This window comes from Flavobacterium paronense, from assembly GCF_030409795.1.
Taxonomy (GTDB): Bacteria; Bacteroidota; Bacteroidia; order Flavobacteriales; family Flavobacteriaceae; genus Flavobacterium; species Flavobacterium paronense.
This window is the reverse complement of record NZ_JAUFQN010000019.1, coordinates 1239754-1259971: the sequence shown is the minus strand read 5'-3', so window position 1 is coordinate 1259971 and position 20218 is coordinate 1239754. Positions and strand designations below refer to the sequence as shown.

At 35.5% G+C, this 20218-nt stretch carries 20 protein-coding genes and 1 tRNA gene; 15 read left to right on the top strand and 6 right to left on the bottom strand.

From position 1 onward, the window contains the following. Nucleotides 1-9: 9 nt before the first annotated feature. Nucleotides 10-1731 carry a sodium:solute symporter family protein gene (locus QWY90_RS06800; protein WP_290285121.1) on the top strand — a complete coding sequence of 574 codons (1722 nt, stop codon included), beginning with the start codon at nt 10-12 and terminating at the stop codon, nt 1729-1731. Between the two features lie 53 nt (nt 1732-1784). On the opposite strand, the gene QWY90_RS06795 is transcribed toward QWY90_RS06800, so the two are convergent. Then, nucleotides 1785-2639 carry a DUF2911 domain-containing protein gene (locus QWY90_RS06795; RefSeq protein WP_290285120.1) on the bottom strand — a complete coding sequence of 285 codons (855 nt, stop codon included), beginning with the start codon at nt 2637-2639 and terminating at the stop codon, nt 1785-1787. A 134-nt stretch (nt 2640-2773) separates the two neighbouring features. On the opposite strand from QWY90_RS06795, the gene QWY90_RS06790 reads away from it, so the two are divergent. From QWY90_RS06790 to QWY90_RS06775, 4 genes are all read left to right on the top strand, one after another. Continuing rightward, on the top strand, nt 2774-3241 hold the full coding sequence (locus tag QWY90_RS06790) for an SRPBCC family protein (RefSeq protein ID WP_290285119.1): 468 nt from the start codon (nt 2774-2776) through the stop codon (nt 3239-3241). Between the two features lie 35 nt (nt 3242-3276). Continuing rightward, a complete protein-coding gene (locus tag QWY90_RS06785) occupies nt 3277-3975 on the top strand; it encodes an SDR family NAD(P)-dependent oxidoreductase (RefSeq protein WP_290285118.1) in 699 nt (232 codons plus the stop codon). Nucleotides 3976-4022: 47 nt separating this feature from the next. Further along, a complete protein-coding gene (locus QWY90_RS06780; protein ID WP_290285116.1) occupies nt 4023-5309 on the top strand; it encodes a cryptochrome/photolyase family protein in 1287 nt (428 codons plus the stop codon). A gap of 73 nt (nt 5310-5382) precedes the next feature. Further along, nucleotides 5383-5604, top strand: a complete 222-nt coding sequence (locus QWY90_RS06775; protein ID WP_290285114.1) for a hypothetical protein — start codon at nt 5383-5385, stop codon at nt 5602-5604. Between the two features lie 60 nt (nt 5605-5664). On the opposite strand, the gene QWY90_RS06770 is transcribed toward QWY90_RS06775, so the two are convergent. From QWY90_RS06770 to QWY90_RS06760, 3 genes are all read right to left on the bottom strand, one after another. Continuing rightward, nucleotides 5665-6318 (bottom strand): GDSL-type esterase/lipase family protein, encoded by a 654-nt coding sequence (locus tag QWY90_RS06770; protein ID WP_290285113.1) that lies wholly within the window; start codon nt 6316-6318, stop codon nt 5665-5667. A 76-nt stretch (nt 6319-6394) separates the two neighbouring features. Further along, nucleotides 6395-7051 (bottom strand): HAD family hydrolase, encoded by a 657-nt coding sequence (locus tag QWY90_RS06765; protein WP_290285112.1) that lies wholly within the window; start codon nt 7049-7051, stop codon nt 6395-6397. A 59-nt stretch (nt 7052-7110) separates the two neighbouring features. Continuing rightward, nucleotides 7111-7833 carry a tRNA threonylcarbamoyladenosine dehydratase gene (locus QWY90_RS06760; RefSeq protein WP_290285111.1) on the bottom strand — a complete coding sequence of 241 codons (723 nt, stop codon included), beginning with the start codon at nt 7831-7833 and terminating at the stop codon, nt 7111-7113. A gap of 329 nt (nt 7834-8162) precedes the next feature. Here QWY90_RS06760 and QWY90_RS06755 point away from each other — a divergent pair, with 329 nt between their 5' ends. The 4 genes from QWY90_RS06755 to QWY90_RS06740 all read left to right on the top strand — a co-directional run bounded on the left by QWY90_RS06755 (nt 8163) and on the right by QWY90_RS06740 (nt 12652). Beyond that, nucleotides 8163-9488, top strand: coding sequence for a DUF418 domain-containing protein (locus QWY90_RS06755; protein ID WP_290285110.1), 1326 nt, complete (start codon nt 8163-8165; stop codon nt 9486-9488). Beyond that, on the top strand, nt 9489-10055 hold the full coding sequence (locus tag QWY90_RS06750; RefSeq protein WP_290285109.1) for a hypothetical protein: 567 nt from the start codon (nt 9489-9491) through the stop codon (nt 10053-10055). Nucleotides 10056-10226: 171 nt separating this feature from the next. Then, the gene (locus QWY90_RS06745; protein ID WP_290285108.1) at nt 10227-10907 is read left to right on the top strand and encodes a T9SS type A sorting domain-containing protein; all 681 of its coding nucleotides are present in this window, start codon (nt 10227-10229) and stop codon (nt 10905-10907) included. Nucleotides 10908-11170: 263 nt separating this feature from the next. Then, nucleotides 11171-12652: a T9SS type A sorting domain-containing protein gene (locus QWY90_RS06740; protein ID WP_290285107.1), complete on the top strand. Its 1482-nt coding sequence runs from the start codon at nt 11171-11173 to the stop codon at nt 12650-12652. 1 nt (nt 12653) lies between these two features. Here the strand turns inward: QWY90_RS06740 and QWY90_RS06735 are convergent, their stop codons facing one another. Further along, nucleotides 12654-13301, bottom strand: a complete 648-nt coding sequence (locus QWY90_RS06735; RefSeq protein ID WP_290285106.1) for a TatD family hydrolase — start codon at nt 13299-13301, stop codon at nt 12654-12656. A 181-nt stretch (nt 13302-13482) separates the two neighbouring features. On the opposite strand from QWY90_RS06735, the gene QWY90_RS06730 reads away from it, so the two are divergent. From QWY90_RS06730 to QWY90_RS06705, 6 genes are all read left to right on the top strand, one after another. Continuing rightward, a complete protein-coding gene (locus tag QWY90_RS06730; RefSeq protein ID WP_290285105.1) occupies nt 13483-14706 on the top strand; it encodes an MDR family MFS transporter in 1224 nt (407 codons plus the stop codon). 136 nt (nt 14707-14842) lie between these two features. After that, nucleotides 14843-15211, top strand: a complete 369-nt coding sequence (locus QWY90_RS06725) for a BlaI/MecI/CopY family transcriptional regulator (RefSeq protein ID WP_290285104.1) — start codon at nt 14843-14845, stop codon at nt 15209-15211. 79 nt (nt 15212-15290) lie between these two features. Then, a complete protein-coding gene (locus QWY90_RS06720; protein WP_290285103.1) occupies nt 15291-17153 on the top strand; it encodes a M56 family metallopeptidase in 1863 nt (620 codons plus the stop codon). Nucleotides 17154-17265: 112 nt separating this feature from the next. Next, nucleotides 17266-18168: a hypothetical protein gene (locus QWY90_RS06715; RefSeq protein ID WP_290285102.1), complete on the top strand. Its 903-nt coding sequence runs from the start codon at nt 17266-17268 to the stop codon at nt 18166-18168. Nucleotides 18169-18227: 59 nt separating this feature from the next. Further along, complete coding sequence (locus QWY90_RS06710) at nt 18228-18374, top strand: SsrA-binding protein (protein ID WP_290285101.1); 147 nt, start codon at nt 18228-18230, stop codon at nt 18372-18374. 57 nt (nt 18375-18431) lie between these two features. Beyond that, nucleotides 18432-18505: transfer RNA gene (locus QWY90_RS06705), tRNA-Arg, on the top strand. A 248-nt stretch (nt 18506-18753) separates the two neighbouring features. On the opposite strand, the gene QWY90_RS06700 is transcribed toward QWY90_RS06705, so the two are convergent. Beyond that, nucleotides 18754-20217: a magnesium chelatase gene (locus QWY90_RS06700; protein WP_290285100.1), complete on the bottom strand. Its 1464-nt coding sequence runs from the start codon at nt 20215-20217 to the stop codon at nt 18754-18756. Between the last annotated feature and the right edge of the window lies 1 nt (nt 20218).

The window sequence follows — 20218 nt, the reverse complement described above, 5'->3', positions numbered from 1 at the left end:
TCTATTAATATGCAACAACTCGACTGGATTGTCTTATCGGTAACGCTTTTATTTATTGTTTTCTATGGCGTTTATAAAACCAAAGGAAGCAAAAATGTAGAAGACTATATCCTTGGAAACAAAGAAACGCCTTGGTGGACGGTTGGTCTTTCAGTAATGGCAACTCAAGCTAGCGCGATAACATTCCTTTCAACTCCGGGACAAGCCTATCATGACGGAATGGGATTTGTGCAATTCTATTTTGGTTTGCCCATTGCCATGGTAGTTATTTCGATGACTTTCATTCCTATTTATCACAAACTAAAAGTATTTACCGCTTATGAATATCTAGAACAGCGATTTGATTTAAAAACACGATCGTTTACTGCTATTTTATTTCTGATTCAAAGAGGTTTGGGTACTGGTTTAACCATTTATGCGCCATCCATTATTTTGTCTTCTATATTGGGTTGGAATTTAACCATGCTAAATATCATCATCGGAATATTGGTTATCATTTACACTTTCGCTGGTGGAACAAAAGCCGTAAATGTTACTCAAAAACAGCAAATGTTTGTCATCATGTTAGGCATGTTTATAACCTTCTTTTTGATATTGCATTTGTTGCCCAATGACATGACGTTTTCTAATGCCATGCATATTGCGGGTGCCAATGACAAAATGAACATCTTAGACTTTTCATTCGATCCTGAAAACAGATATACTTTTTGGAGTGGTATTACTGGTGGATTTTTCCTGATGCTTTCCTATTTTGGTACAGACCAATCACAAGTGGGACGTTACTTATCTGGAAAATCAGATAGAGAAAGCCAAATGGGTTTAATAATGAATGGTTTTCTGAAAGTGCCAATGCAGTTCTTTATTCTGTTGACTGGTGTAATGGTTTTTGTGTTTTTCCAATTCAATCCGGTTCCGCTTAATTTCAATCCTGTTAATAAAGCTGCGATTGAAAAATCAAAATATGCAGATGAATATCATTCGCTTGAAAAGCAATTAGCACAATTATCTGAAGAAAAGAAAGAATTCAACTTGCTTTATATTGATCATTTAAATCAGAATTATGACAATCCTATTTTGAGAAAAAAACTAATTTCACTCTCAGGAAAAGAAAAGGACTTACATGAAGAAGCCAAAGTAATCATTAGCAAAGTCGATGAAAAAGCGGAAACTAATGACAAGGATTATGTCTTTATCTATTTTATTTTACATTATTTACCTTCGGGCTTAATCGGACTTTTGTTAGCCGTAATTCTTTCAGCCGCTATGTCTTCCTCTGCTTCGGGTTTAACCGCTTTGGCATCCACAACCGCGATTGATATTTATAAACGAAATATCAAAGAAGAAAAATCAGAAAAACATTTTGTGAATGCAACGAAGTCTTTCACGCTGCTTTGGGGTATAATTGCAATCGGTTTTGCTTGCGTGGGCACCTTGTTTGAAAACCTGATACAATTGGTTAATATTGTTGGTTCCATTTTCTACGGAACTGTTTTGGGAGTGTTCTTGGTTGGCTTTTACATCAAATTTGTGAAAGCAAATGCTATTTTCTATAGTGCTGTAGTTAGTCAAATTACCATATTCTTCATTTACTATTATACCATTCATATCTATCCAACGGGTCAGGAAAAATTAGGCTATTTGTGGCTGAATTTTATTGGGGCTTCTCTAACCGTCATTTTATCTATACTTACCCAACTCATTTTAAGAAGAAAACAAAAAGTTATAGCATAAAAAAACCACGAAATCTTAAACGGAAATCGTGGTCTTTGATAAATAGTATTAACTTATTTTTTACTCCAATCTTTTATACTATCGTTATTCATTTTAACGTAATCATTGTTTTTAGCTTTTTCTGCACCAGCTAATGATAATTTTGCAGTAGTAATAGCTCCAGTTTTATCTCCTAATTTAGCTTGAATTAAAGATTTTTGACGCAATTGCCAGAACGGAACCTCTTCGCCGGGTTTTAACATCGATATTGCTTTGTTTACATATTCTAAAGCTTTATTCATATCACCATTAGATTGAAAAAAATATTGACCAGCTGAATAATAATCACCAGCAGTTGGTCCGGCTAATGTTTTTTCAATACTCGCCATTGCAGTTTTTTGAGTCGGCACTTCAAACTTCACAGAAACCATGGTCTTTTCCCAAGCAATATCCAATGTGGCACTATCGTTGGTTAAATTACCAACCGAAATAGTGAATGATTCTACAGCATTATTAAGAGCAACTGGGTCAACATTAACTAAAACTGCTACTTTGTTGGCATCCCAATTTTCTGGAGTTCCCCAATTATCAGTATCTGTATATAAAATCACTTCCCACATATCTGCTTTTGGTGTGGTATACAAAGCATATTTTCCTTTTTTAAGTGTAGTCCCGTTAATCACAACATCATCGCTAAACGTAACAGTTGTATTAGCATTGGCGCCAGTTCTCCAAAGCTTACCAAACGGAACTAAATCACCAAAAATTATTCTTCCTTTAGCACTCGGACGAGAATAATCTAGGGTTACATCAGTCAAACCAACAACTTGTGTTAGTGTAGCGTGTGGACTTGGTTGTGGGGATTTTACCTGAGCGTTAAGTACATAACTAGCAATGATAGATGCTAAAACGAAAATAATTCTTTTCATGAGTTGTTTGTTTAGAAGTTTTTCAAATTTATAAATAGTATGAATTGATATGTGTTAAGAATAACTTAAATATTTTGTTTACTTTTTTTGACAAATAAATAAACAAAAAATAGTACTTTTACAAAAAAATTGCGATGAAGATTTATACTTTACATACGAAACAAAATTTACCTATTAGCTTAGACCAAGCATGGGAATTCCTATCAAATCCTAAAAATTTAAAAACAATAACACCTGATTACATGGGCTTTAAAACCCTTTCGGGAGATGAGAAAGAAATGTTTGCAGGTCAAATTATTCAGTATATCGTGACTCCTGTTTTGAGCATTCCAATGAAATGGGTAACCGAAATTACACATGTAGTGGATAAAAAATACTTTGTTGACGAACAGCGTTTCGGACCTTATGCATTATGGCATCATAAACATTTTCTGAAAGAGATTCCAGGTGGTGTTGAAATGGAAGACATTGTAGATTATAAAGTGCCAATGGGAATTTTAGGTCAACTGGTGCATCCTTTTTTAGTAGCGCCAAAACTCAAGGAAATCTTTGATTATCGTAGTAAAAAACTAATCGAACTCTTTGGAGAATACAAATCGTAAAGACGCGATTAATTGCGTCTCTAATATAAATAAACATGAAAAACATACTCTTAATTGGCGGCTCCTATGGTATCGGACTTGAATTAGCAAAAGAATTGCAAAATGGAAACAATCTTTTTGTTGCTTCACGAACCGATGATAATTTGTCTAATCTCAACATAACACATATTGCTTTTGATGCTACAACTGATACCCTTGACAGTTCTAAATTACCTGCAATTATTGACGGATTGGTTTATTGCCCGGGAAGTATTAATTTGCGTCCTTTTCGTGGGCTAAAATTAGAAACATTTGAAAGTGATATGCAACTAAATTTCTTTTCGATGGTAAAAGTTATTCAAAGTATTTTACCTCAACTAACGGCTTCTGAACAATCAAGTATTGTTTTGTTTAGTACGGTTGCTGTCAAAATGGGAATGCCTTTTCACACTAGTGTTGCGGCTTCAAAAGGAGCCATCGAAGGGTTTGCTAAAGCTCTTGCGGCTGAATATGCTCCGAAAATTAGAGTAAACGTAATTGCGCCATCATTAACCGATACGCCATTGGCTGAAAAGTTTTTAAGCAACGAGGAGAAAAGAGAAAAATCAGCACTACGTCATCCTTTAAAACGAGTAGGAACAACTAATGATATAGCGCAAATGGCAAACTTTCTTTTGACAGAAAAGAGTTCCTGGATTTCAGGACAAATCTTTCATGTTGATGGCGGGATGTCAACACTTTTAGTGAATTCATAAAAGATTTTATCTTACATCTGTTTGTAAACTCTTAACTTACAACTATAATGACTATATTCTGGTTTCGCCGTGATTTGAGGTTAGAGGATAATACCGGACTTTTTCACGCATTGAACAGTGGTGAAGCAGTGCTGCCCCTATTTATATTTGATGATACTATTCTTTCGCAATTGCCCAAAGATGATGCGCGGGTAACCTTTATTCACCAACAAGTAGAAAAAATACAAAACCAGTTACAAGAAATTGGAAAATCATTAGCTGTGTTTCACGGAAAGCCAACTGAAGTCTTCCGTAAATTGATTAGTGGAAACCAAATTAAAACTGTTTTTACCAACCACGATTACGAACCCTATGCCCGCAAACGTGATTTAGAAATGTATCATCTATTTAAAGAAAATAACATCGAATTTAAAACCAGTAAAGATCAGGTTATTTTTGAAAAAAGCGAAGTAGTAAAAGACGATGGAACGCCTTATGTAGTTTATACTCCTTATTCCAATAAGTGGAAAGATAACTTTAGAAAAACTAAACTAATTCATTACAAATCAGAAGAGTTACTAAATAAAATTACTGTTCATTCCTATCCGTTATTAAGCTTGGAAGCTATTGGTTTTGAAACTTCCAAAATCAAGGTCACCCCATTTGACATCTCCAATGCACTTATAGATAATTACGAAGCGACTCGTAATTTTCCGGCAATGAATAAAACATCCTATCTTGGCATATACCTTCGTTTTGGTGCAGTTTCTATAAGAAAAATGGTCGCCAAGGCAATCGAAAGCAAAAACGAAACCTTTCTGAAGGAATTAATCTGGCGGGAGTTCTTCATGCAAATTCTTTGGCATTTTCCTCAAACCGTTAATGCTAGTTTTCGCTCTAAATACGATGCAATTGCATGGGAAAACAATGAGGATTTATTCCAAAAATGGTGCGAAGGAAAAACAGGCTACCCTTTTGTAGATGCCGGAATGCGTGAACTCAACACGACCGGACACATGCACAACCGAGTGCGAATGATAGTGGCCAGTTTCCTATGCAAACATTTACTTATCGATTGGCGCTGGGGTGAAACGTATTTCGCAACCAAACTTTTAGATTACGAACAAGCGAGCAATGTAGGCAATTGGCAATGGGCTGCCGGAAGTGGCGTTGATGCTGCACCATACTTCAGAATATTCAACCCAACCGAACAAATAAAGAAGTTTGACAAAGACTTAGTCTACATCAAAAAATGGATACCCGAACTGAATACGTCTGCATATCCACAACCGGTTGTAGATCACAAAGAAGCACGAGAAAAATGCCTTAGAGTTTATAAAGTGGCTGTTGGCTAATTAATAATAGGTTAATAAATAGTTTACCCCTTTATTTAAAGGTACCTTTACCTTTCACTTATAAATAATTTTTATGAAAAAAATTGTATTATGTATGGGATTGATGTCACTAATTGTGCTATCATCTTGCGGAAAAAAAGAAGAATCGACTACAACGGAAACAACTGAAACTACAACGGTAGTCCAAGATACAGTAGTAAAAGAAGTACCAGCTAAAGAAGAAGGAACTTCAGTAAAAGTTGACAGCACTGGTATCGATGTCAATAGTAAAGATGTAAAAGTAGAAGTTAAATAACATTACTTCATTCAAATAAGAAGTCAGTGAAAACTGGCTTTTTTTATTTCAAAAAATTAACTAATCATTGACAAATGCAGCCATTTCCTTTATCCAAATGGCATACCCTTTTTTATTCATATGAAGATTGTCTTCTCGGAATATATCTTTCATAGGTTCACCATTCTCCAGCATCTTATCCCAAATATTGACAAACACCGTATTCTTTTCTTTGCTTAAATAATCGCTGATTAAAGTATTCGTTGCCATTATTCTATTTTTCATAGACCAACGCAAAATGCAAGGCTTAATCGAAACATATACAATCAGCACCTCTGGAAATTGAGCCCGCATCGTTTCATATAAAGTCTTGAAGTTTTCAAAAACCAGCTCTGGTGTGACCTTTTCTGAACTGGCAATATCATTTTCCCCACAATACAGAAATATCTTTTTAGGTTTGTATTGTAATACAACATCCTGTTGGTATCTAATCAAATCTTCTAGTGTAGCGCCACCAAAGGCTCGATTCAGTATGTTTTCATTATGAAAATCTTCTTTAGCACTTTTCCACAACCTAAAAGAGGAACTTCCAATAAAAAGCACCATGCCATCTTTTGGTTTCTGAATGCTGTCCTGAGTTCGAAAAGCTTTTATTTCTTCCCAAAATGGTTGCTGCTGGGAGTAACTATTCAACGAAAGAAACAGAATGACTAAGCCAATTAAAAGTTTTCTCATGATTATTTTATAGGTCATTAAAGTAACGAATAATTCAACGAAGTACGTTTTTTATTTTCCCCTCAAGAGGGGAAACCTAACCTATAACCTTTATCCTATCAAAACTCAACTCCTTAAAATCAGTAATCACCCTATCTGCCATACTGTAATCCTGCATTTTTGAATGAAAACTATCATACCCAATACAATAGATTCCCGCAGCTTTAGCAGCCATTATTCCGTTAGTGCTGTCTTCAATGACGATACAGTTTTCTACTGGAGTGTTTGCTAATTCAGCTGCTTTTAAAAAAATAGCCGGGTGTGGTTTCGACTCAGGAAAGTCTTCACCCGAAACAATATGAGTAAAGTATTTAAATAATCCAAAACGGTTAAAAACTCTATTAATAGTGACCGTTGCTGAAGAGGAAGCCAAAACCAATTGCATACCCTTGGTGTGCAAATCTTTAATCAAATCTTCTACACCATCTAGTAAATGTAAATCTTCTTTGCTGTCAAAAGCCTCATTGAACAAGTTACGTTTGGTTTCAACCAAGGTGTTAACTTCTTCTGAAAGATCAAATTGAGCTTTCAGTCTTTCAAAAATATTTTTGGTAGAATTGCCAGTGAATGAAGCGTACATTTCAGGAGTAACATCAATGTTGAGGAGCTTAAATTGTAGGTTGTAGGCATAATGGTGTACTGGTTCCGTGTCAACAATAACACCATCCATATCAAAAATTACGGTTTGTATCATTAAAAGTTATGAATTATAAATTATGAGTATGAGTTTTCTTATCCCTTTTCACTAATCCCTTATGCCTCAGATTTCTTCAACAAATACCGAATCACCGTCTCAGCAGCATACAAACCAAAAAGACATGGCATATAACTGTTGGTTCCGTAAAACGATCTTTTATAATTGGTGCCATCGGTCATTTTTAAACTGCTGGCATCTTGTATTTCAGAAGAGTAAACTACTTTCAGTTTGTCTATATGCACTTTTTTCAGTCGCTTTCTTATGGTCTTAGCCAAATGACAATGCGCTGTGTTTTTTATATTGGCAACCTTTACCTTTGATGCATCCATCTTTCCTCCTGCTCCCATGCTCGAAATCACTTTTACGCGTTTTCTTTTACAGGCAGCAATCAGATTTAGTTTTGGCGTAACACTATCGATACAATCTAACACATAATCAAAATCAGGAGTAACGATTTCTAAAGAACGTTCAGGCGAAAGAAATTCTTCTACACGAGTCAAGTTCAGTTCGGGATTTATATCCATTAATCTATCACCAACAACATGTACTTTCGGCATCCCAACGGTAGAATGCAAGGCTGGCAATTGTCGGTTAATATTAGTAATATCAACAACATCGCCGTCAACAATGGTTAAATTCCCTACTCCGGCACGAGCCAAAAACTCGGCTGCAAACGAACCAACGCCACCAAGTCCAACTACCAGTACGTTAGCATTTTTCAAATTGTTTAAGCCTTCTGCTTTAAATAAAAGCTCAGCTCTTTCCTGCCACTTTGCCATCTTTAGATTGTTAGATAATTAGATTTGTAATTCTTTTAGAAGCCGCAAAAATAAACAAAAACAGCAACAATAGTAAACTAAACATTGTCTTACCTCAACTTGTTGACTTAAAGAAAAGCAAACTTCTGTACTTTATCAGACGGATTTTGTTAACAACTTTCAAACTTGCCTTCTATATTTAGTAAGATAATTTGTAGTTTTAATTCCTATAACAGCAACCTTATAACGCACAGTTAACTATGATTCAGTCAACTACGTTAAAGTAGCGTAAGCGCAATAAAGGTGATAAGAAGACAATTTATAGAAGTATAACACTAAAAAAATCAATCATGAAAATCAACGCTATTACAGATGCACCTGTTGCAGAAAATGACAGAATCAAACTCATAGATGCCTTGCGAGGTGTTGCCTTATTGGGAATTTTACTAATGAACATACCGGGTTTTTCTATGCCCAATTATGCTTCAGAAGTTTATAAAAACGATCCTTCCAATATCAACTTTTGGGTCAGTAACATTATTGGCGTTTTATTTGAAGGTAAAATGCGCGCCATGTTCAGCATGATTTTTGGAGCCGGTATATTGCTTTTTATTGGCAAGAAAGTAAAAAATGGACTATCTACTCATGGTTTGTTTTATCGCCGTATGTTTTGGCTGTTGTTATTTGGATTAATTCATGCGCACTTGGTTTTGTGGATTGGTGATATTCTATACCTATATGCCGTTTGTGGAATGATAGTGTATTTGTTCCGCAATGTAAATCCGAAATACTTAGTACTAGCTATTCCTTTGGTAGCCATAACAGATTTTGGAATGGGTACTTATTTTTATCAGGGACTTCGGGAAAAACGTCTCGATTATGTTGAAGCCAAAAAAGCACAAAGCGAAAATAAAACGCTGACTGCCGAGCAAGACAAAGCCTTGATTACCTGGAGAGAAGTAGAAAAAACCATGATTCCAAATCGGGAAGATGCCAAAGAAAATACCCAAAAAATGAAGTCCGATTACAGCACAGTAGCCAGCTATCTTCGCCCAATGGCTTTTGATGGTCAGACTAAATACTTATTTTATGGAATCTGGGATTCTATTGCACTGATGCTACTCGGCTTTGCTTTATACAAATGGGGATTCCTGACGGGCAATTGGTCGAATGATAACTACCGAAAAGTAATGCTAATCGGATATGGTATCGGTCTTCCCTTAGTAATATACAGTTCGTATCATTATTTTGTTACGTATTCCACATTAGAAGCGAACCTCAAAAGGATGGAGGAAGTTTCAATAGATTGGGTGGGATTAATATATCCTTTTCAACGTATTTTGTTGGTGATGGCGCATGCATCAGCTCTAATTTTATTGTATAAATCAAAAGCAATGCAAGGGCTTTTCCGTCGACTGGAAGCTGTCGGACAAATGGCTTTTACCAATTACATCATGCACTCGGTTATTTGTACGTTGTTCTTCTTTGGTTACGGATTGAATTACTATGGTGTACTCGAATTTTATCAAATATACTATGTCGCATTGGCTATTTGGGTACTGCAATTAATTCTGAGTCCAATATGGTTACGCCATTTTTACTTTGGTCCATTGGAATGGCTTTGGCGTAGTTTAACGTATTGGAAATTACAACCGTTTAAAAGAGTCGAGAATTAAATGACTGACAGCGATTTTTTTAAAATCCGTTTGTATTTTACTGCCATAGTAACCATAGCTATTTGGTTCCTATTAGTTTGGGATCATTACCATGGTGGCGTACCAACCCATCACCTATTGCAACGAGAGGACTTACCAAGTTTTTCAAATTGGTTAGGCGGAATCTTGATTCCTTTGCTTACCTGGTTTTTATTGAATAAAATACACAAAAGAATTAGTAATGATCTAACCACCTTTAAATTCCCGATAACTATAGTTTATGCATTTCTTGGGGCTTTTACCTTTGGTATCTTACTCTCCGTGTTTTTTACTTTACAGTATACTGACCCTCCTTTTTATATGATGGTTAGCCTACTGCTGTTGGCATTATTTTATCCCATTTATCGGGCAGAATGCTTTCTGGGATTTGTGCTGGGGATGCTCTTTACTTTCGGCGGTGTGCTCCCCATTATAATAATTACAATCCTAAGTTTGATAGGTGCCTTTTTATATCGCATAGTCAGACCCGGTATGCTTTTCATAGCTTCAAAACTATCTTATTTAGTAACTTCAAAAAAAAGTGACTAATGTTAGTTTATCAAAAAGCACAAGAGTTCTCAAAAAATCCTTTACCAAATAGGGCAAAAAGGATATGATATTTTTGATACTTATTACAAAGACTGTATGCAAGAAACCTTAAAAAAAGTAGTAAATTAGCTCAAGCAAATAAATCATAACATACTAAATTCTCAGCAAACTATGAAAAACTTAATCTTACTAGCTTCCCTATGCTGTAGCATAAACTGTTTTTCGCAAGATCCTCAGTTATTCCAAACTTGGTATTTAAGTTCCGTACAAAGTAGCGATTTATCTCCGTTAACGAATGTTTGGCAAATTACGCCAGCCATAACACCCACGCTTACGATTTCCAACACACTTAATTTTACAGGACAAGGTGCCTGTAATACCTTTAACGGTGTGTTCTCTAGTCCAGTTTCAAATTATTGGCAAACCACATCTTTTTCTGAAGCTGGGACAGATTGTGGAGTCCTAAGCCACAACTCATTTGAGGACAGTTATTTTGGTTTTATGCAATCAGCAGCCTATTATAATATTTATACTAATGGCACTGGATTAGGCTTAGTAATCAACAATCCTATCTTTGGACAAGCCGTATTTCAAAACTTTCCGTTAAGCACAACAGCCTTTAAATTAGAACAAATAACCCTATACCCAAACCCGGCAAAGTCCGTACTTTATATAAATACCAACCAAGTAGCGATTTCCAAAATCCAAATCATCAATTCATTAGGTCAGAATGTTAAGACTATAAACAATGATTTTGAAGTACTGGATATAGCTGATTTGACTACAGGTGTATATATTTTAAAAATGAATACTGAACTTGGAACGATAAACAAGAAAATTAGCAAGGAATGAAAAAGTGTTTTAGTTAAAGCCAACTCCAGCATTTTTATATAACTTATCTTGAGGTTTTGTTAGCGTATTGTTATGCATTGTAATGACCTTCGCTAATAAAGAAAAAATAAAAACAGAACCAAACTAATCCCAACATTAAAATAAAAATTATAGTTCTATTAAAATAATTACTATATTTAAGCTTTCAAAATCAGTTATTTACAAAACATAAAGCGCAAAATAAGGTAATCCATTACTACTTTTCATGCGCAAAAATTAATCAAATGCATAAAATTATCTCCTCTATTTTAGCCTTAGTTTGCTCGTTTGGAGTAAATGCACAATTAGCAAATGGCTCGGTTGCGCCTAATTTTACGCTTACGGATATCAATGGTACTTCACATACTCTTTCTTCCTATATTAACGCTGGCAAAAAAGTCCTGCTCGAGTTTTCCGGTATCGGATGCGGTGCAAGTTGGAAATACAAAAAGACCGAAGCAATGGCTGATTTTTATTATGCCTATGGTCCTTTAGGTTCTAATGAAGTGGTCACTTTATTTATTGAAAGTAGCAGCCACCCTATGGACTATGCTTTACAGGAATTAAATGGCATCTCCAACCCTCCTACATTTGGCAATTGGATTGAAGGAACTCCCTTTCCAATACTAGTCACTCCTACATTAGACACTCCTTATAACATGAATTATTTGCCTTATATTCTCGCAGTCTGTTCTAATGGATTGGTACAAAACATAGGTCAAAACGCTGCTGCTAATCTTAAATACTTTATGAGCAATAGCTGTAGTGCACTAACCGGAGTACAAAATCATGTAAGGGTTTTAAATACCGAAACCGGATTTTGTGGCACCACGGGAAGCTTTAAGTCCAATGTAAAAAATTATGGAACTAATAATGTTAGCACGATGGTTTTGAATTTAAAACAAAATGGCACTGTAGTAAGTACTAAAACTTTCACCGGACTTATACCTCAATTTGCAAATCAGGAAATTACTTTTGATCCCATAGTCATTAATCCTTCAGCTCAATACACGGTTCAGGTAACGAGTGTTAATGACGTAACTAATAAGGTTGCTACTTTTTCATCGGCAAATGCTACCTTTCATTCTTCTGTCCAAACTGGTATAAACCTTGAAATTAAAGTTCACACCTATGGCTGCCCAGGCAATATGTCTTGGAGAATAAAAAACAGTATGGGAACTACAGTAGTCAGCGGTGGTCCTTATACAGGTGGAGCTCCGGCAGGATATTGTGGAGGTATTTATGCTAACACCATTCTTACGCAAAACGCAACACTACCAAATACACCAGACTGCTACACCGTGGAACTAATGGATTCCAATGGGTATGGTTGGCGGAATTATGATGCCTACGCAGATGATAATCCGGTTGCTGCCGGATTGGAGATTATTTCAAATAATACTACAGTATTCAGCAAACTCTATGTCGGCAATTTTGGCAGTTTAATAACTTACGAAAACAGCCTGAGAGTTGGAGCTTTAGATATTGAAGAACCGGAAACGGAAACCTTTAGTATTTATCCCAACCCTACAACAGGTTTAATTCGTGTGGAATCTCCAACAAATTTCAATATCAGCATCTATGATATGATGGGTAAATTAGTCCTGCATTCGGAAAATGTATTACCGGATAGTAGCATCGACATGAGCCATTTCCAAAAAGGTATTTATATTGCCAAAGTAAATGAAGGAAGTAAAAGTTATCTGAAAAAGATAGTGCTGCAATAACCTAAAAACTAAATACTGTCTTCCAGTTGGCTGCAATCTGCTTTTGCATCTCTACCAAAGTCATTCCTTTATAGTTTGCCGCCAAGTCATACACTTCTTCCAATGTTTCTTCGATAGTATCGGTTTCGAGGAAGAATCTATCATTTGGGACTGCCTGAAAGACTTCTTTTAATTCAGGGTTGCGCAATAAGTATTTCCCAAACGATAAATAAAATCCATTTGCAAGTAATTGCTTTGCCACTTGCTCATTTTTTGAAAAGCCATGAATGATTATAGGTACAGAAATCTTCAATCGTTTTTTAATCTCAATGAGTTCATCAAAAGCAGCTACCAAATGAAGTACTAATGGTTTTTCATGCTTTTCGGCTAAAGCGATTTGTTTTTCAAAAACGGCTGTTTGTAATTCCATTGGGATTTCAATACGCTTGTCTAAACCACATTCACCGAGTGCCAAACATTCTTTTAATTGGAGCTTCTCCTCTATCGTTTTCAAATCAGTTTCTAATCGTTCTTCGTTAATATACCAAGGATGAATTCCGATTGAATAGTACGGAATAGCTCCATCAAATTCCCAAGGATATTGATTGACTAATTCTGTAATAGAAGGACTGCCTGTATATTTGTGCGTATGCAGATTGAAAAAGTTCATGCGTAAAAATAAAACAGATTTCACAAATTACCATTTATTTTTATTATAAAAGAAAAAACCGTAGCCCAGATAGTAATGGAAATCCTTTTATCTCGTTTTAAAAACGAGATAAAAGATTGTAATGGATAGCTGGAAATAGCTTCAAAAAACATTGTAAATTTGTAAAATCAATCAACAATCAATGCTTAAAGCTGCTTTTCAACGCTACATCAACAACTTCAGAGGGTTTTCTAGAGAGATTTGGATACTTACGTTCATCACATTTATCAATCGTGCCGGGACGATGGTATTGCCTTTTTTATCAAAATATTTAAAGGAAGATTTGCATTTCTCTTACAGCCAAGTGGGTTGGATTATGGTTTGTTTTGGAACCGGTTCTATAATTGGCTCCTGGCTTGGTGGTAAATTATCAGACAAAATTGGGTTTTATAAAATCATGATTTTTAGTTTGCTAGTCAGTGGAATGATGCTTTTTGCAATACAATTCATCACTAGTTTTATTGGTTTATGTATTGGCATGTTATTGATTATGGTGGTTGCTGATATGTACCGACCAGCAATGTTTGTGTCGCTTGGTGCGTATGCCAAACCCGAAAACAGAACTCGGGCACTGACTTTAGTGCGATTGGCTATCAATCTTGGCTTTGCTGCCGGACCCGCATTAGGAGGTTTAATCATTATGAACATTGGCTATCGTGGCTTGTTTTGGGTTGATGGTGGTTCGTGTATTATTGCCATTCTTATTTTTTGGATAAAAGTAAAAGAAAAGAAAAAAACAGCTTTCAGAGACAAAGAGCATCCGGGCGAAATACTCACCCATTCGGTTTTTAAAGACAAACCCTTTTGGATATTCCTTTTTACCTGCTTGGTTTGTGGGGTTTTATTTTTTCAGGTTTTCACCACGATTCCGTTGTACCATAAAGAGCAATTTAATTTAACTGAGTTGCAAACGGGTTTGTTGTTAACGATGAACGGCCTGATGATTTTCTTCCTCGAGATGCCCTTAGTTAGCTACGTTGAAAGGCATAAAATAAGTAAAATCAAAGTGGTTGCAGCAGGTTGTTTATTGATGGCCGTCAGTTTGTATCTGATGCTTGTCAACAATTGGGCTGGTGTGTTAGTTATAATGATGCTGTTTATGACCTTTGGTGAAATGTTTACTTTCCCTTTTTCTAATTCAGTTGCCCTTAGTCGGGCGCCAAAAGGCCATGAAGGACGATACATGGCTATTTATACTATGAGCTTTAGTTTGGCACACATCTTAAGCGCCAAGGTTGGTATGGAAATCATAGAATATTATGGCTATCAAATGAACTGGTTTTTCATGGGAACCTTAGGTTTACTTGGAATGCTTTCCGGCATTTGGGTTTTACGTCTCGTTCAAAAAGAAAACAAACTATTGTGATTCAGCATTTTACTTTTATCTTTCCCTTAAATAACTTAAAAAATAGTTAAATAACTATAAATGCAGTTGTGTAACTAAAAATATAGTTGTACGTTTGTCTCATGCTGTCACAAACGTGGACAAAAAAACTATACACATGCAAAAGTTAACGAATAAAGAAGAGGAAATCATGCAGATTTTATGGAAGCTAAAGAAAGCTTTTGTGAAAGAAGTCATGGCTGAGATTACGGAAGAGCAGCCGCACTACAATACGCTATCGACAATTATTAGAAACCTGGAAGAAAAGGGATTTGTTTCGCACAACGCTTATGGGAACACCCATCAGTACTTCCCTGTTATAAAAATGGAAGACTATCGAAAACGCTTTATGAATACAGCTATTGATACTTATTTCAACAGTTCGTATAAAAATATGGTTTCCTTTTTTGCTGAGGAAGAAAAAATTTCAGCCGAAGAGTTACGGGAGATTTTAGCTATTATAGAAAACAAATCAGATAAGAGATAATAGACGGATAGAAAATAGACAAAACCATAACTGTCTATCATCCTTTAGTCTATCATCTATTATCTTTAATTAAAAAAATATGGAATCAGTATTCATTTATCTTTTAAAGTCAAGCGCATTAATTGCTGTATTCTACTTAGCGTATCATTTTTTGGTACGAAAAGAAACCTTTTTCAACAGCAATCGTTGGTTTTTGCTAAGTGGTTTATTCACATCGCTCCTATTGCCGTTTTTCTTTATCAAAAAAATAATACTGGTAGAAAGACCCAAAATGGCTATGGAAGACCTGGTTGCCTATTCCCAGCTTCCGGCCAAAACAATACAAGATGTTCCTGTTGTTGAAGCATTTGATTGGATGCAATTTATTTGGATTAGTTATGTCATTATTGCCTGCGTATTAGTGATTAGAATAGTATTTAATTTCACTTCGCTATATCGAATGCTTTACCAACAGCAAGTTATTAAAAAAGAGCAGTTTAAATTAGTTAACCTGAATGAGAATATAGCTCCGTTTTCGTTTTTTAACTACATCGTTTTTAATGCCGATTTGTATTCTAATGACGAGTTACAGAGCATTCTTTTACACGAAAAAATACACAGTCAGGAAAAGCATTCAGTAGATGTTTTAATTGCCAAATTGTTCTGCATCGTATTTTGGTTTAATCCGTTTGTGTGGTTGTACAAAAAAGCTATTACACAAAACCTGGAATACATCGCTGACCAAAAAGCCATCGAGCAACTGGAAGACAAAAAATCATACCAACGCGCTTTACTTAAAGTAGTTTCTCATCAAAGCTGCTTACCAATAACCAATAATTTTTATCAATCATTAATCAAAAAACGAATCGTTATGTTAAACAAAAATCAATCACACAAAAGAAATTCATGGAAGTATGCCCTTGTTATTCCGGCATTAATTGGCTTTGTCTTACTATTCCAAATTAAGACTATTGCCCAAGAAAAAGAAGAAGCAACGAATACCAAGAATGTGCATTATGGTGATGAAATTCGTGTAGTTGTCGACAAAAACACGTCGGAATCCGAATTAAAAAAAGAAGCCAAACGACTTAAAGAAGAGCACGGAATTACGTTAAAATGTTCAAAAGTAAAACGAAACAGTGCCGGTGAAATTACAGGGATTAAACTTGAATACAAAGACAAAGAGGGCAACAAAGGCGTTTCACAAGTAGACGGAAAAGAACCTATTAAACCAATCCAATTCTATAAAAACGACAGAAGCATTGGTTTTGGAAATCCAAGACAAGTGAGAATCTTTAACAACAACAGCAATGAAGAACGATTAATTGAATTGGCAGACGAGGACAGTACCAAAGTAGCTGACAATTTTGATTTCAACTTCGACTTTGATATGGAGGCGCCTGAAGCTCTTGAAGCTCCTGAGCCTGCAGAAGCCCCTGAAGCAGTAGAAGCCCCTGAAGCACCAATGTTTCCTAAACATTTCTGGAGTGACTCCAATACAGAAACCAAAATAATTGTCAAAAAAGACGGAGAAAAACCATTGGTGATTCTGAATGGTAAAGTAATTGAAGGTGATGAAAGTATTATCAGTAAAAAAGAATTAGACGAATTAATTGATTCCTCAAGCAAAGATAGTGAGGGTGATAAAAAAAATATTTATATCAATTGGAACGATGCCGTAAAAATCAGGAACAAGGCTATAGCAAACGCAAAAATCCAATTGAAAAGAATGCAGCCGATACTGAAAAAAGAAATGGAAAGAGCCAAAGCAGAAATGGATCGTGCTAAACCAGAAATAGAAAGAGCCAAACGGGAGATAGAGGCATCCAAACCCGAAATAGAAAAAGCAAAAGCGGAGATGCAGCAGGCCAAAGAAGAAATGCAAAAGGCCAAAGCTGAAATGGATACAGCCAAAGCTGAACTCGAAAAAGCAAGAACTGAACTTGAGAATCAGAAGAAATAAAGACTAAAAAAAGTTAAAAATTTGTAAAACTATTTTTCTGGAAAAGGGAATCATTTTAAATTTGATATCGATTTTATAAAACATTCATAAACCTTTTTTAATTTTTAGTACTATGAAAAATGCATTGTTTTATTCACTGGTTTTCATCACGCTATTGGCGTTTAGCAGCTTTGCTCAGGATAAAAAATCAGCGGCTTCATCAAATCAAAAGCTGAATAATAACATCTATATGACGTGGAATAAAAACACGCCGGAAAGCGAAATGAACGATGACATCAAAGCGTTAAAAGAACATGGCGTGACCATTTCCTACTCGGATGTAAAAAGAAATAGCAAAGATGAAATAACAGCTATTAAAGTTGCTTATGCCGATAAAAATGGCAGTAACGGAAGTTTGGCATTAGACAATCAAAAACCAATCAACACCATTAAATTCTACAAACAGGATGATGAAGTAGGCTTTGGAGAACCAAGTAGTTCCGATTTCATGTCGGGTACCGCTTTAGCCAATGGTTTTAATCCGAATGACATGATGAAAGGGTTTCAGTTTAATGATAATGAAGATGGCTTACCCGAACAGCAATATCATTTTGAATTTCCGAATGGCAATGCTTTTGGGCAATCGAGTTCAAAGGTAATCATCAAAAAAGACGGAAAAAAACCTTTAATACTGCAAGATGGCAATATTGTTGAAGGCGGAGAGGATTACACTAAAGAAGAAATAGAGGACATCAAAAAGAATAATAAGGTAGAGTCATATAGTAGTAATGGAGATACATTTGGAAATATGGATATGGAAGAGCAAATGAAAAAAATGCAAGAACAAATAGACCAAATGATGTCGCAGCAATCCTTTTCTAAATCAAATAAAGGAAAATCAGATACAGAGAGCGGAGGCACTATCGATGAAATAAAAAAAGCTACAGAAGAAATGAAAAAGGCTAAAGATGAAATGCAAAAAGCCAAAAAAGAGCTTCAAGAGGCTAAATCAAGTTTAAAGACACAAAAAGCATAAATTCAAAAAAAGCAAGTTAATTTCAACTTGCTTTTTTAATTTTGTACAAAACGTAAACTATGTATAAACTAGTAGCCAAACTAAATAAACTCCTCTTACCTAGCTTTTCCAAACAGCAATTGGATTTAAGCAAAGCCAAAAAATGGCAAATGGCTATTATTGGTTGGCGGTATTATGTAACGTCACGGGCATTAAAAAGTAAATAAAATTCCTTATTCATTTGCGAATTTAATTGTATTGCCTATATTTGCACCCACAAAAAAGGCCTTGTGGCGCAACTGAATAGCGCATCTGATTACGGCTCAGAAGGTTACTGGTTTGAATCCAGTCAAGGTCACTTAAGAATGAAAAGCTCTGATGAAAGTCAGAGCTTTTTTTGTGCAAAATTTAATGTTGAGCTTGCTCATAAAATTAAATTTTGCACAAAAAAAGTTTTTCAATCAGAGATTGAAAAAGACTTTTCATTTCCACTACGGAACTTTACTGGCTCTTGCGAAGCTAAATCCAGTTATTATAAATAAACTAGATTATAAAGAAAAACCCAACTGAATAGCAGTTGGGTTTTTCTTTATTGTTGTTATAAATTTACAATCTATTAATATAACTACTATACAAGTCCTTAAACTGATAGCCTTCTTCTACTCTATCTTTACTTAGTTTATCATATTCTACCAAACCCCAAAGCACGAACTCTTTTAAAAAGTATTTGTCTTCGAAAGGTATTTGTGGTTGGTATTTTTGTATTAAATCTTCGAGAGGTTTAACGGCATCTAATTGTTTTTTATATTCAGTATCGGAGGCATCGTCTAATAATTCGAAACCGGTTTCTGAAAAAAACCATTCCAATACCTTAGCATACGGACTGGCATCAATGTCTTTTTCTAATTTCTCTATCTTCGGAAAGTAAGCCGGAAAGAACGTATGAATAGCATCGCCTATCAAATGTTGCGCTACTACTGCTGCGCCTTCTTGTTCGCCTTCATACACCAATTCTACTTTACCTGTAATAGCGGGAATAATACCCATAAAATCGGATAATCTTACGGCTGTTGTAGTAGCACCCGATTTTAAAGCACGACGTTCCGCTGTGCTCAATAAATTCTCGTAAGCCGTAATAGTCATTCGGGCACTTACACCACTTTTGTTGTCAATATATTCACTTTCCCGAGCTTCAAAAGCAATTTGCTCTAACAAGTCTTTTGCTAAGGAAGGCACATATACGGATTCTGATTGTTGTTGATCCAATTTAGCTTCTTGATGGGTAATGGTTCTTGCCACAGCAATATTTTCTGGATAATGTGTTAAGATTTGAGAACCAATTCTATCTTTCAAAGGTGTTACTATACTGCCACGATTGGTATAATCTTCCGGATTGGCCGTAAATACAAATTGCATATCCAAAGGCATTCGCAACTTAAAACCACGAATTTGAATATCGCCTTCCTGTAATATATTAAATAAGGCCACTTGAATTCGGGCTTGTAAATCAGGTAATTCATTGATGACAAAAATGCAGCGGTTGGCTCGTGGTATCATACCAAAGTGAATAACGCGGTCATCAGCATACGAGAGTTTTAAATTCGCAGCTTTTATCGGATCAACATCACCTATTAAATCGGCCACCGTAACATCGGGTGTTGCTAATTTTTCGGAGAAACGATCACTTCTGTGCAACCAGGAAATTGGAGTTGCATCGCCTTTTTCTGCAATTAAATCTTTGGCAAATCGCGAGATGGGATTAAATGGGTCATCATTTATTTCTGAGCCTTCTACGAATGGAATGTATTCATCTAACAATTCAATCATCTTACGAGCCAATCGAGTTTTGGCTTGTCCACGCAATCCCAGTAAATTTATATTATGACGTGATAAAATGGCTCGTTCCAATTCGGGTATCACAGTATTTTCAAATCCGTGAACACCTTCAAAAGTAGGTTGCCCTGCAATTATTTTAGCGCGTAGATTATCTCTCAACTCGTCTTTAATACTTCGGGAAACATATCCTGCTTTTTTTAATTCACCTAGTGTTTTTATATTTTCTGTTTTCATA